Here is a 12,911-nt window from a genome sequence, read left to right as displayed (position 1 = left end):
TACTTAATGCAAATTCTTTTGTCCTTTTTTCTAAAACTTTGCTGAACTCCTTGTTATCCATTATTAAGACTTTAGTTTACTTTCAACTTTAAGTACTTTAGACACTTCTAATTCTAGGCACTTGAAGTAATTTAAGTACTTTAAACCTCCAACTCTTTAAACAACTGAGCCGTTTTACGTTTATAAATTCCAATTCCAGAAAGCATATTGCCCAATACAATGGAAAGAACTCCTGGGAAAAATCCAATATAAAAAGCTTGAGGTGACACCACTGCCCTGAATACATTTGGCATCATCATAGAAGAAGTTGCATCCTTCGTGAACTCACTAAAGTCTAATCCATTTTTCTGTAAATAGTATGACAATGCCAAACCAAGCCCAGTTCCTATCACAGAGCCAATAATACCTATTAAGGCTGATTCAATTAGCAAACTTCTATAAATATGCCCTTTGTTTTCGCCCATGGCTAATCGAATACCGAACTCATTATATCTTCTCAATCCATTTAAAAGACCTGTGTTCCAGAGTACAATAGCTAATGCAAAGATGAAAACACCAATGAGTATTCCTACCATATTGCTTGCCATCGCAACGTATTCTGCCATTCCTCCTTGTTCTTGTAAACGTTTCATAACTGGAGCATATTCATCATCTGAATCGATATAATTGGCATTAAAAGAAGCAGCTACCTGACTTGCTTTCTCATCGTCATATACTCCTGAAGGCATATAGCCCATTATTTCACTGGCAGCATCTTCCATGTCGAGCACATGTTTTGCATCCAGTAGGTCAATGATAATTGATCCTTTGTCTAAACCCTGCGAGCCAAATTTTACTGTTCCACTCACAATGAAATTATGAAAGGTCATACTGCCATTCATTGTTGTACCAAACAATGTTATCTTATCGCCAGGATTTATTTTAAGCTTTTCTGCAAAAGACTCACTAATCAGCGCTTCATTCCTTTTTGATGGGATTTTCCCTCGTTGTATAGCTCCGGAGATATTTAGTCTTTCTATTTCAGCTGATTTATCCGAAAGCATGTCTATGGCTAATCCAACTGCAGGGCCCTGGTTTTTTGTCTCATCATTTTCATCTGGCACATCAAGTAATCCACCAAAGCGAATTCTTTCCGCCCATTGCATGTCTGGATAATCAGCTTTCAGTTTTTTCATTAATTCACTCACATCAGCTAAAGCCAAATCATTGGGCATTTGGTTCTCATTTTCAGCATAAGATTTCGACATTACTTTAACATGTCCGGTTGTGAACTTTGCCATTAAATCAATAGCATCACCCATAACACCTCCAAGCCAACAGCTTAGAAATACTGTAAGAAAGACACCTATGGATACAATAAGCACAGGGAACAAGCTTCTGTTCTTGTCTTTCAATACTCCTCTTATCAAAAACTTTATCATTGTACTTTTCCTTTTAAAGCGTCAGTTGGATTTAGTTTAGAAATTTTTCGAGCAGGTAAATAACTCACAACTGTTGCAGCAATTACAATAAATAAAATAGTGCCTACAACTAATGCAGGACTATAGGTTGAAAACATCCTTTCAGCCATTGCTATTCCAAATTCTTCAGTAGATATAGGCATTGCAATTCCCTTTTTTGCCATGTAAATAAAGAGAGGAATACCATAAACAGCACCCATTAAAACAGCCAGAATACTGTGAGTTCCTCCCTCAACTGTAAATAAACCAACTACTTGCCTGCGAGTCATGCCCATGGCGATGTAGGTTCCAATTTCTTTTTGTCGTCTGAATATTGATAGTATCTGCGTGTCAAAAATGGCAAGCAATGCAATAAGTAATAGAATTAAATAAATAACAGATGCACCACTTTTTTTGGATTTAACCATTTCCTGAATATCAGCAAGCAAAGCATCATGATCATTAAAAACCCAGCCGGTATATTCTTTACGAGATTCACTTTCCTCGCCATATACAATAATGCTTGCTTCTCCTTCCAATCCTTTCATCTCCTGAAGGATAGATAATGGCAACCACATTTGTGCATTATCGATGGAAGGAACATTACAGTCAAAAACCTTAACAACCTTCACATCAAGAGCATCAAAAGTTCCTCCTTTGTCGCGCCACTGTAATTTTACATAATCATTCTCTTTCAGTTTTGCAGTTTTGGCCATGTATTTTCCAATGATGACAGGAATTATTCCCTCTTCTAATTGAAAATCTCCTGTTGGTATTTGAAGTATTTCCTGATCAATTGGAATTCCTTTTATCAGTAGGCTAAACATCCTTCCTTCTGGAAATATTGTTCCCTGAGAAATCAAAATGGGCACGTTATTCTTATTGTTTAACTCATCAGGAATTTTGCTATGAGCATCTTTGAGTGTAAATGGATCATATTTGTCATAGTTCTCGTGAAGATATTGTCCCTGACCAATTTCCCAGTCAATGGTATCATTTGTTGCCTGAAGATTCCAACCATCCATCATTCCATTGTAGAAAATTATTAATACGAATGAGATGGACAGTACAAATACGGTAAGCCAGGTTCTCAGACCTGCCCCAATCAGATTCTTAAATGCTAATTTAAATGCTAACATGATCTTAGTTTTTAACGATTTTGTCTGTATCTACATGACCATCTTTCAGGGAAACAATTCTCCTCAAATAGGAAATTACTTTTTCGTCATGTGTGGCAAATAAGAAAGTTGTGTTTAACTCTTTATTCAGTTTTTCCATGGTTTGCAAAATGTGATGTGAGTTTTCAGCATCCAGATTTGCAGTTGGCTCATCTGCCAATACAATGGCAGGGCGTTTTACAATGGCTCTGGCAATGGCTACCCGTTGGCTTTCTCCACCGGAAAGTTGGGCAGGTTTTGATTTGGCTTTATCCGTTAATCCAACCCATTCGAGTGCATCGTTTACAGCTTTCTTTCTCTCATCTGCACTCATTTTCTTCAACAAAAGTGGAAACTGAACATTATCGAAAACAGAATACACAGGTAAAAGGTTGTAGGTCTGAAAAATGAATCCGATATGATCATTCCTTAAACGAGCAGCAGCTCTGTGCGTTAATGTTCCAACATCATGTCCTAATATACTTGCTTGCCCACCCGTTGGAACATCTAGTGATCCTACAATGTTCAAAAGTGTTGTTTTACCTGATCCGCTCGGGCCGACCAAACCTGTAAATTCCCCTTTATCGAAGCTTAGGTTAATGCCTTTTAGCGCTGTGAAAAATCCACCTCCAATCGGAAACTTTTTTTCCATGTTGGTGATTGTAATTACTTTTTCGTTTTCCATTTTATTGTATTTGAAATCTTTATATCAAAAATTATAAACTGTCATTAATTGAAAACCCTTTCCGGCAAATAAATTACTATTATCGGATATGTTGTAGAGTTGAAACTGATCGGGATTCCAAAAAGCCATGAGGTGATAACTCCAATTATTATAGCTTCGTTGAAAATTGATAAATCGATACCAATCGCCATTTTTCCAATTGTAATAAATCATAGCCGATATATTATCGAGCAATCCAATTGGATAATTTAGCGCTAAAATGGAGAATGTCAGCGTTTTACTATCCTTGAATTCTGGGCCGGCATGGGTCATAAACAATTGTTCGTAGGTGACATTTAATCCATTTCCAATGCCAAATGTATAGTCGGCCCCAATATTATTATATAGTCTATTCTTTAGTAGGTTAAGTGCAATTGGAGGTCCTGTTACACCACTATTATGGGTGTAACTTGACTCAATCCATAAGCCAATTTTCATATCCCATTTGCCATCTAAGCCAAATTTATGTTCGGGCATTATGAGGAGAATTTCATTTGTTCCAAAAAGGTCTGTACTACTATTATATGTTTTTCTGTAATTATATGATGTGGCTAACTCTCCTTTTATGAATGGAAATTGAAAGCGACCGCCATATTCTGGTGAGTTCCCATATGTTTTGATTATTTCCCAACCTTTTAAATTTTGACGACCTCCAATAGTCCAAAGCCACAGGTTTGCATTATTTTTAAAATAATAACGACCCAGTATAGCATAAACACCATTCGTTAATTGTAATGGATCGCGAGGATCTATTTGATCGAACCACATGAGTGGCCGAAGCATGGAGGCCGATCCAAAATTGATTTTCTGCAAACCAGCCCTGACTTCCCATTTTTCTCCACTAACCCTAAGCCACAATCGATAAGGCTTAAAGCTTTCTCCCTGATCGGATTGATTCCAATCAGTATAGGTTAAATAACCAGTTGAATTCAAAGAGAATTCGGCATCTAACTTCAGCTTGGAATTAAATGTTTTGTCAAAATTTATTGTTGGTATTATTCTTCCTCCAATTTGGGACTTAATCTCATCGCTAAAATTGAAAGTAGTCCATCCGCTCAGCTGACCTTTGGCAGATGTTTTAAATTTTGTTTGTGCATACAATGAGTTTGAACTAAGTATTGCAACTAAGATGAAAACTGAAATATGTATGGAAAAGTACTTCATTCGTTATTTTCTCTTTCAATTATACCATAAAAGAAAAGGTGTGTAAACTCTTTTACCATATCGTGAGTTGATTTATACAGCGATGTAAAATTTGGATCACCAGCCATTTCTATCATTTTATTCAAAAAAACCATCATAAAATCAATTTTGAAATCTTTCCGAATATGTCCTTCCTGTTGTGCTTTTGTATAATCGATAGCTACCATTTTAAAGTTCTCTTCAGAGTACTTCATAATGTAATCATGTAGCTCGGGCACATTTCCTTTGTATAAATCCTCCAAAAATTCTTTACTGTATTGATCTGCATTGTCTAATTTCATCTGGATTGTTTTATTCACTTTTTCTACAAAAGGAATATCACTGTCCATTATAGAACGGTATTCAATCACAGCCTCATTAAAAGTAGTTTCCAGAATATACTTTGCTAGTTCAACCTTGTTTTTGAAATGTTTGTAAAAGGTTACTTTACTGACAGATGCTTCCCTACATATTTCTTCTATGCTCACACGTCTGACTCCGAATTTCCAAAACAGGGCTTTTCCTGTTTTAATAATTTGTTGAAATTTTGGATTCTCCTGCATTCTTTTTATTTACGATAAGATGTATAATGAACGAAAGTAATTAAAAAAATCAATAAACGTTAAATTGTTAGCAAAAAGTTTACAAATATTCTTTTAATAAATTAGTTTATCACTAATTATAATTATATTTCAGATTAATGAAAACTATTCAAAACATAGATATATGTGTAAATAGCCATCTTTTTGCATACTCTAAATCTGACCTTAATAACTTGGTATTAAAACATTTAAAAAACACAATATGAAATTTGTTAAACAATGCATTATGGGGGTAATGATTGTATTACTCACTATTTCAATTACAAAAGCACAAGTTAGTTCATATAAGTTTGATGTTAATCAATCAACTTATCAAGCCCTGTCAAATCCTACGATTTTGTTTAGCGGATATTTTTATAATCAAATAACGGGTGCCATTCAAATACCCTCGTTTAAATATAATGGCAAGTACTACGACTCACTATATGTAGTAAGTAATGGATTTATTTCTTTCGGGCCATTCGAGCCAGAAAATACCTACTACCCTTTAAGCCAATATTCTTTTGATGAAGGTATAATTGCCGCTTTTGGCAATGGGCTGGTTAGTCAGGGAAGCGGAAATCCCCAGATTGCTTATAAAATGCAAGGCAATGAATTAGTTTTTGAATGGCAAGACATGAGGCGGTTTAATACTGCTTCAACTGAGAAAGTTAACTTCCAAATACGATTGGATTATTCAGACTATTCTGTCAAAATAGTATATGGTGTAATGACTCCTGCTTCATATAATTATAACACCCAACAAGTGGGAATTAGGGGAAATAACTATAACGATTACTTAAACCTTGAGATAGACGGAACAAATAATTGGAATACTCCTCGAATCGGAAAATCCAATAAAGCCATTTCATATTTTAATTCTGATAAATCAACAGTTTTTCCTCAAAGTGGATTGTCTTATATTTTTACACCAAGTAATGTAAAAGTCAATTGTATAGCAGAAACGAATAATCCATTTGATATAGAGCATTTTGGTCCAACGAATAATATTACTGCAATTGCAGAGGATGGCAATTACCTTTGGGTTGGTAGCCCCGGAGGATTATTAAAGCGACATAAAGCTACCGGACAAATTGTTGCTAAATATGATGTTTCAAATGGTTTGCCACGAAATAAAGTGGTTAGTGTAGTCATTGACAACAAAGGGAATGTGTGGGTTGCGTGCGGGATTGCTTTGGCCATGTATGATGGAACAAGCTGGACGGTTTACAACGAAGCCAATACACACGGGAAACTGGATAGAGATATAGGCTCCTTGATAGTTGATTGGAATGGGAACTTATGGGTTGCCTCTTATTGGTCTGGCCGTATTGTTAAATATGATGGCAAGAACTGGACTGTATTTAATTCTGCAAATAATGGAATTTGTAGTGGACGAATCCACGATATCGAAATTGACGCATATAATAATATGTGGATTGCAGGTTCAGAAGGTTATACCGTTTATGATGGCAAGGATTGGAAATGCTATGATACTTTAAATAGTGGCATTGCAGATAATTATGTTTCAGATATATTCTTTCAGAATGATACGGTTTGGTTTGCTACCAGTGGAGGGCTTTCTTACTTTACTGGCACAAGCTGGGGGAAGTATACCGCAGCAAATAGTGGTCTTCATTCAAACGGCTTAAATTCAGTTGTATCAACCCCAGATGGTAATTTATGGATAGGTTCATGGGGATATGGGTTGTATAAGTTTGACAGAACTAATTGGACAAATTACAATTTTCAAAACAGCAAGTTGAGTGATAATGTTATAGGGCCCATGCTGGTTGATGGGCAAGGCCGTTTATGGCTTGGAACTTACAATGGACTTTTTAAATATTATCATGGAGATTTTAGTCCTTATATTCAAAATAAAGAGATAGCCGGAAGTTGGGTGGTAGATATACTTCCTGATAAAAATGGAGCCTTATGGTTTATCACACATGAAGGAATTAGCAAGTATGTTAACGGACAATGGGAAACCTTTAAGCTCGGGCTGTGGTATGGTTCTGCCGAATTTGAAAATGATAGTTTGTTATTGATCATTGATGGTGAAGGAGTGTTGAATTTTAGTATTAATACACAACAAAGATGGTGGTCAAAACTAGGGAACCAGCTAATTCTGGATATTAAGAAAGATAATAGTGGGAAAATTTGGTTTACATTTGACGGTGAAGGGGTGAAAGTGTATGATCCGTCTAGTCAAAGCTTTACAACCTATAATACGTCCAATAGCAATTTACCCCATGATAAAGTTAGAGGAGTGGATGTTGATAATTCAGGTAATATTTGGTTTGCTACAAATGCAGGTGTTGCCAAGTTTGATGGCAGCACATGAACTGTTTTTGATAATAGTGTTTTTGGTGGAAATAATAATGAAATTTTAGACATTGGCGTAGCCTTTAATGGAGATATCTGGATATCTCCACGATATAATGGGGTGATTCAATATAATGGAACCAATTGGACAAGATCTACTCAATCCTTTGGTTTAATTAATAGAACGATTGAAAGAATATATTGTCAGAAAGATACAAACCTAATGTGGTTTAGTTCTTGGACTGGTGTTTCCCGATACGATGGGATTTCCTTTGTAAATTATTCGAATGCAAATGGATTACCAGATGAAGGTATTAATGACGCCTATGTTTTAAATGATGAACTTTGGTTGGCTACACAGGCTGGAGTTACTAAACTTACTTACAAGAAAGCTAATGTTGATTTTTATGCCAATACAGCTTGCTATCCGGCAAAAACCTTTTTAAGTAGTACAAGTTGTTACACAGATCCAAGTACAAAATATGAATGGGATGTGGACAATGATGGTACACCTGATTATTTCTCAAAAAATATTGAACATGCATTTTCGAGTCATGGTATTAATACCGTTAAGCTTAAGGTAATTAATGGAAACAAATCACAATCATTCAATAGTGCTGTAACGGTAGGTTTAAAACCTCAACTTTCCTTATCTCCTGGCAATTCTGCACATATTTGTGAAGGGCAAAGTCAATATCTTTCAACAACAATTACAAATTATAACAGCCAGTTTACCTACGATTACTATTGGAACACGGGAGATAGTATGCCAGATATTTCAGTAAGTGAAGAAGGTGTTTATAAAGTACGAACAGGAATTGATGAGTGTTATTCAGATTGGGACAGTATTCATTTAACTGTTTCGACTCCATTTGATAGTGCTGAAATTTGTATGGTTTCAGTGGATCCCTATACAGGTAAAAACATGGTCATTTGGGAAAGACATAAAAACCGAGGAATCGCATCTTATAACATTTATAAACTGTATGGAAGTAATTATATGCCCATTGGAAATATCGGAATTAATCAGTTAAGTGTATTTGTTGATCAATCATCTGATCCTGATACACGAGCTGCACGTTATGCTATTTCGGTGGTCGATACCTGTGGGAATGAGTCCGCCATAAGTCCTTATCACCAAACAATTCACTTAGGGGCTTCACAAGGTGTTAAGCCAAACTCAGCAGTACTTGACTGGACAGATTATATAGATGAAAGTGGTGATTTTAAACCTGATTATTATTATATCTATAAAGGAAATCATCCTACAAGCATGCAATTATTTGATTCGGTTTCAGCTAGTTTTACTGAATGGAATGATACGAATGCCGTAGGTGCTATATATTATCAGATTAGCGTTGTAAAACCAGAGATGTGCTCTCCATTGGTTTTTAGAGCTCAAAATTATGGAGGCCCATTTACACAATCAACATCAAATTTGAGAGACTATGGGCAAGATCAAAACGACTATTTAGAGGTTTCTCCAGCTTATCAGTATATAGCAAAACAAGCAGGCTCGTCAACTACATTTAATATATTTACCAATCTCGATTCATTTAAAGTAAGTTGTACTGAAAATTGGGTTAAGATCAGTGTAAATGAGTTAGCCAAATTCTTTATTGTTACTGCAAACACAGAAGCAAGCACGGAAAGATCAGCTACTATTCTTGTTGAAGCAAGCGGATTACCTCCTGTGACAGTTATATTGGTTCAAGGAGAAACAGTATCTATTGATGCTAAAGATCAAAGCCATTCTGTTCATGTGTATCCCAATCCATCTTCAGGGAAACTTTTTATTAAAATGGATAATGCGGTTAATTCTGACTTATTTTTATTGGATATACGTGGTAAAGTTGTCTTGCACAAATTAATGGAGATAAATGGAAACAATGAGATAGATTTATCAAGCTTTGCAAAAGGTTTATATCTGTTGAAAATAAGTAATGAATCGGGAACGCTGACGAAGAAAATTATTTTAGAATAAAAAAAAGCACCCGGAGGTGCTTTGATATATGTTTTGTGAACAATTATTAACGTATTATCGTTGATACTGTGGCTGTTCCATCTTTGGTTAGTGCTCCTCCTGTATCTGAGTTTTCAAACCAATTGTTTAAGTTGCCTTTTTCAGCAATGAAGTAATATTCAATAGGATCCAGTTCAGTAAATGTGGCAAATCCACCTGAGGAAGTTGGCACATTTGTTCTTGTTGGATTTTTATCATCCGACCAGTTTTGTGAATCATTAAATAAGCGAACATTGGCTCCTTGAACAGCTTTGCCGTCTTCATCAACTACTTTTATCAGTAAGGTTGTTTTGTTGGTATTGATGTTTGGGTCGATCGGATCATCATCTTTGTCGCATGAAGAAATGAATAAGGTAATTGCAAATAGGGATGCTAATAGTAGAATTGTGTTTTTCATTTTTGATATTTAGCCTTTGTTGTCAATAAATTATAGGCTGGCAAATATATAAAAACTCTATTCAATTGTATTGGGAAATTTTTGCAGAAAAGTCTATCTTTAGAAAACTTTTTATCTCTTATTCTCGTCATTAAAATGCAGAATTTTAAAAACAGCTATTATGAAAAAAATTACTGGTCTTCTTGTGCTACTTTGTCTGAGTTCATTTCTATTTATTTCTTGTGAAAAGGAAGAGCGAATTACAACAGGTAATGTTCGTATTAAGGTGCTTTTTGAAAATGGGAAAGCATTTTCAATTGGAGCAGATGTTTATTTGTATTACTCGAAAGACAGTATGGATAAACATATTTTTACTGTTGCTACTCAGTCTTCGAAAGACAATGATGCAGTATGTTATTTCTCCAATCTTGCTCCAGCAACATATTTTGTAAAAGCACAAGGAAGTTTAGGTAGTGCATTATATAGTGCTACAGGAAGCTTTTTGGTGGAAGAAGGAAAAACAACTGAGCATATATTGTATCTTTTTTCTAATGGAGATTTAAGGGTTTTTGTGAGAGAACAAAGTGCTATTGGTGTCTATATTGGAGGAGCAAGTGTTTCTATTTATTATTCTGAAGATGATTGGAAAAATAACCAAGTATATCAATCACAGCTTAGTTCTCTTTCTTATCCTGTTGAGGATGGGGCTTTATTTTCTGGCTTGAATCCACAGAAATATTTTGTTAAAGCCAGTTATACTAATTCTGGGGGGTATTTTGAAGGAAATGATTCCATTTTTGTTCCTTATGGAACAGAAACAAGATTACATATTGTTTGCCAGCACTAGAAAATATTTCGTTATCTCTACCCTATGAATTAATGTGAATTTAATATTGAAATAAGATAAATTATATTTTCAAAATGACTAACAATAAATTGCTTTTTATATTCTTTATTGTCCTCCCAATTTTGTTTAATTCATGCAAACGCGACATCCCATTTAGCAGTGTAGTTGATGTTTCATTGCTTTATAAAAACAACGAGAGTTTTAAGAAGATAGCATATGTACTTCTCTATTATTCCAAAGATAGTTTAGACAGAGGAAAATATAAGTATGCTGCTCTTACATCAAACAGCTCAAAAGGAATTGCTCAATTTACGAACTTAGCCCCCGGACATTATTATATTTTAGGACATGGCGAAGATAACTGGATTAGTTATTCCGGAACAGCTGAGTTTACTGTTGTTGCAGGGCAAGCTGTTAAATTAAATTTGGAGCTACAGCCCAATGGAAGTCTGCGTGTAATTGTTAAGGAGAGAAATGCACATGGTTCAGTTAAGGATAACGCAGATATTTCCATCTACTTAACTGAGCAGCATTTGTGGGTGGATAAGGAGTATACGCATTACCGTATTGCAGAAGATGACCCACAAGTGGGGATATTGATAACTGATATAGAAGCGAAAACTTATTATATTAAGGTATCTTTCAAGAATTGGGATGGACAATTAAATGGAATCGATACAGTTTCGGTTCCTTATAATAAAGAGACTGTAAAGGAAATAATCTGTTATTAGTTATTGTTTTTCAATTCCATTAGGTTTAAACTATCTCTTTCGTCAAAGGCTTTTTTACGTTCATTCTCAATTTTCTTGAATTCCTTGCTATAGTTTAGGTTAAACAAAAGAAGTATATCGTGTTGACCTAATTTTTCAAGACAATAGAGGTAATAGGCAAGTATGTTTCTTTTTTTTCCATAATCTGTTTCAGAAAAGTGTGTGAAGACCAACCAATACATGTGTGCTGCATAATCCCATGCTTCCAAATCAAAAGCGATATCAGCATATTTTACAAATTCTTCACTGGCATTTGTTCCTTCTGTAAATAATTCATTGATTTCCAATCTGCGCAAAAGTCTCCATCCTTCTTTTTCAACTAAAACGCCATAACCACTCGGATATAAGGGATCACATGTATATACACTGTTCTTATATTCATTCCACTTTTTATTCAAGTGTTCGAAATCGAGATCAAGGTAAATTGTAGAGCTAATAAATTTCTCCTCAAGCACCTTTGCTGAATGCGGATGATAACTTAATATGTTATCAAAAACAGCGATGGATTTTTTATATTCTCCTTCTTCACGGTAGTTGATCCCTTTGTTTATCTCCTTATTTAAATCCATATAAAAAGAATCCAGTTTCAGGCACAATTCATCCAGATAATAATCTGCTATAGTTTTGTCTTCTTTAAACATTTTCAGCATATCTAAATATCTGCGAGCGATATCAAATTCTCCTGCTGCTACATGAAGAAACACTTTGGATGTAGATACCAGAAAATTATTAATATTCATTTCCATGATAGCTCTCCAATAAAAGGGGTTGTAAGCAGTCAAATATTGGATATTGAAAATACTATCAGGCTTGATTGCCGCAATTTGGTCGCCTATAATACGAACACCCTTAAACTGAGGGTTAGCTTTTTTCTGAAAAGCTGAAAGTATTAGTAATGCATCATTTTTAACCCATTCTGTCAATAATTTTGCTTTTTTATCTACGCTGGCATGTTGATAGTCTTGATCAGTTTCGACAAATGGATTATGTATTTCCGGACTATATTGAAGTTTCTCATGAACACACCCGCCTTGAGTACTTATTTCGAAAAGAAAGATGAAATCGATGAACTTTGTTTTAACTGTTTGTATTTTTCTTAGTTTGGTTTGAATCAAATCAACACTATCAGCTGAAAATGCGGGTCGTGCTGAAAGCTGAATAGTTGGGAGACTATCTTTTTGAAGAGTGAAGAAAACGACAATATCTCTGGCTACTAAATCATTCTCAAAAATTGAATTTAATTCAATACTAAGTTTTTTGGCATAATTCAGAAATCGATCTTCATTCATATTCACATCAGCAATGGTTTGATTGGATATGAATACCATATTAATTTCAGTTTTTTCCTGTGCAAAAAGGGGATTGAAGAAGAAAATGAAAAGCAAGTAAAAGCCTGTTGGGATTAGTTTTTGCATCTAGATCGAAATTTTTATTTCTCCATAAAAGTAATAAATTGAACTATAGCAGCAAAACATCGGCTGAATTCT

At 34.9% G+C, this 12,911-nt stretch carries 11 protein-coding genes; 4 read left to right on the top strand and 7 right to left on the bottom strand.

Features of this window, described 5'->3' with window-relative positions:
• Window positions 1–140: 140 nt before the first annotated feature.
• From HOG71_01655 to HOG71_01635, 5 genes are read right to left on the bottom strand one after another with little or no spacing between them, the layout of a single operon-like run.
• Window positions 141–1,421, bottom strand: coding sequence for an FtsX-like permease family protein (locus tag HOG71_01655; protein ID MBT5989534.1), 1,281 nt, complete (start codon window positions 1,419–1,421; stop codon window positions 141–143).
• Complete coding sequence (locus HOG71_01650) at window positions 1,418–2,578, bottom strand: FtsX-like permease family protein (GenBank protein ID MBT5989533.1); 1,161 nt, start codon at window positions 2,576–2,578, stop codon at window positions 1,418–1,420. Before HOG71_01650 ends, HOG71_01655 begins: the two co-directional genes overlap by 4 nt.
• Window positions 2,579–2,582: 4 nt before the next feature.
• Window positions 2,583–3,281 (bottom strand): ABC transporter ATP-binding protein, encoded by a 699-nt coding sequence (locus HOG71_01645; GenBank protein MBT5989532.1) that lies wholly within the window; start codon window positions 3,279–3,281, stop codon window positions 2,583–2,585.
• A 24-nt stretch (window positions 3,282–3,305) separates the two neighbouring features.
• The gene (locus HOG71_01640) at window positions 3,306–4,484 is read right to left on the bottom strand and encodes a hypothetical protein (protein ID MBT5989531.1); all 1,179 of its coding nucleotides are present in this window, start codon (window positions 4,482–4,484) and stop codon (window positions 3,306–3,308) included.
• Window positions 4,481–5,065 (bottom strand): TetR/AcrR family transcriptional regulator, encoded by a 585-nt coding sequence (locus HOG71_01635; protein MBT5989530.1) that lies wholly within the window; start codon window positions 5,063–5,065, stop codon window positions 4,481–4,483. Before HOG71_01635 ends, HOG71_01640 begins: the two co-directional genes overlap by 4 nt.
• Window positions 5,066–5,306: 241 nt before the next feature.
• Between HOG71_01635 and HOG71_01630 the strand changes: the two genes are divergently transcribed.
• Together HOG71_01630 and HOG71_01625 are read left to right on the top strand one after the other, a co-directional pair.
• Window positions 5,307–7,427, top strand: a complete 2,121-nt coding sequence (locus HOG71_01630) for a hypothetical protein (protein ID MBT5989529.1) — start codon at window positions 5,307–5,309, stop codon at window positions 7,425–7,427.
• A gap of 102 nt (window positions 7,428–7,529) precedes the next feature.
• Complete coding sequence (locus HOG71_01625) at window positions 7,530–9,392, top strand: T9SS type A sorting domain-containing protein (protein MBT5989528.1); 1,863 nt, start codon at window positions 7,530–7,532, stop codon at window positions 9,390–9,392.
• Between the two features lie 46 nt (window positions 9,393–9,438).
• Here HOG71_01625 and HOG71_01620 read toward each other — a convergent pair whose 3' ends face one another.
• Entirely contained in the window at window positions 9,439–9,828 is a 390-nt protein-coding gene (locus HOG71_01620) for a carboxypeptidase regulatory-like domain-containing protein (protein MBT5989527.1), read from the bottom strand.
• Between the two features lie 160 nt (window positions 9,829–9,988).
• On the opposite strand from HOG71_01620, the gene HOG71_01615 reads away from it, so the two are divergent.
• Window positions 9,989–10,654, top strand: a complete 666-nt coding sequence (locus HOG71_01615; GenBank protein MBT5989526.1) for a hypothetical protein — start codon at window positions 9,989–9,991, stop codon at window positions 10,652–10,654.
• 74 nt (window positions 10,655–10,728) lie between these two features.
• Window positions 10,729–11,385 (top strand): hypothetical protein, encoded by a 657-nt coding sequence (locus tag HOG71_01610; protein ID MBT5989525.1) that lies wholly within the window; start codon window positions 10,729–10,731, stop codon window positions 11,383–11,385.
• On the opposite strand, the gene HOG71_01605 is transcribed toward HOG71_01610, so the two are convergent.
• A complete protein-coding gene (locus tag HOG71_01605) occupies window positions 11,382–12,839 on the bottom strand; it encodes a hypothetical protein (protein ID MBT5989524.1) in 1,458 nt (485 codons plus the stop codon). The genes HOG71_01610 and HOG71_01605 overlap by 4 nt on opposite strands.
• Between the last annotated feature and the right edge of the window lie 72 nt (window positions 12,840–12,911).

This window comes from Bacteroidota bacterium, assembly GCA_018698135.1.
Taxonomy (GTDB): Bacteria; Bacteroidota; Bacteroidia; order CAILMK01; family JAAYUY01; genus JABINZ01.
The sequence above is the reverse complement of the archived record's forward strand: the minus strand, read 5'-3'. Positions and strand labels throughout refer to the sequence as shown.